The 545-nt window shown below is 67.2% G+C and carries 1 protein-coding gene; it reads right to left on the minus strand.

Features of this window, described 5'->3' with window-relative positions; genetic code table 11:
- The coding region (locus ACK4TH_RS13155; RefSeq protein ID WP_409627077.1) for an FAD-dependent monooxygenase at nt 1-545 on the minus strand (545 nt) is incomplete at both ends.

Here is a 545-nt window from a genome sequence, read left to right on the forward strand (position 1 = left end):
CGCGCGGCGGCCTCGGGGTCGAGGCGGCGGCGGAGTTCGTCCCAGAACAGCGTATCGGGCCAGGATTCCGGCGTCTCGTCGAGGCGGCACTGGATGTAATAGCGCGAACGGGTCATCGAGCGCATGGAGCACAGGGCAAAGCCGCGATCATGCCCGGCATAGATCAGTTCGTGCGCGCAGGGCGGAACATCCGCGAGAACCCCGAGCCAGCCGAAGGGATAGACCCGCTCGAAGGTCCGCAGCGCCGTTTCCGGTACGCTGGCGCGGCTGACGCCGTGAAATCCGTCGCATCCGGCGATGATGTCGCAGGCGATCTCACGGTGCTGGCCATCCAGCACGAAGGAGACGCGCGGGGTGTCGCGGTCGATATCGTGGATCGTCACCGCCTCGGCTTCGTAGATCGTCGGCGCGCCGGAAGCCACGCGCAGCGCCATCAGGTCGCGCGTCACCTCGGTCTGGCCATAAACGGTGACGCTGCTGCCGCCGGTCAGCGCCTTGAGGTCGATGCGCAGGGCCTCGCCGGCGAAATTGATCGCGAAACCTTC

Origin of the sequence: Tepidimonas sp., assembly GCF_046292505.1 — a bacterium.
Taxonomy (GTDB): Bacteria; Pseudomonadota; Gammaproteobacteria; order Burkholderiales; family Burkholderiaceae_C; genus Tepidimonas.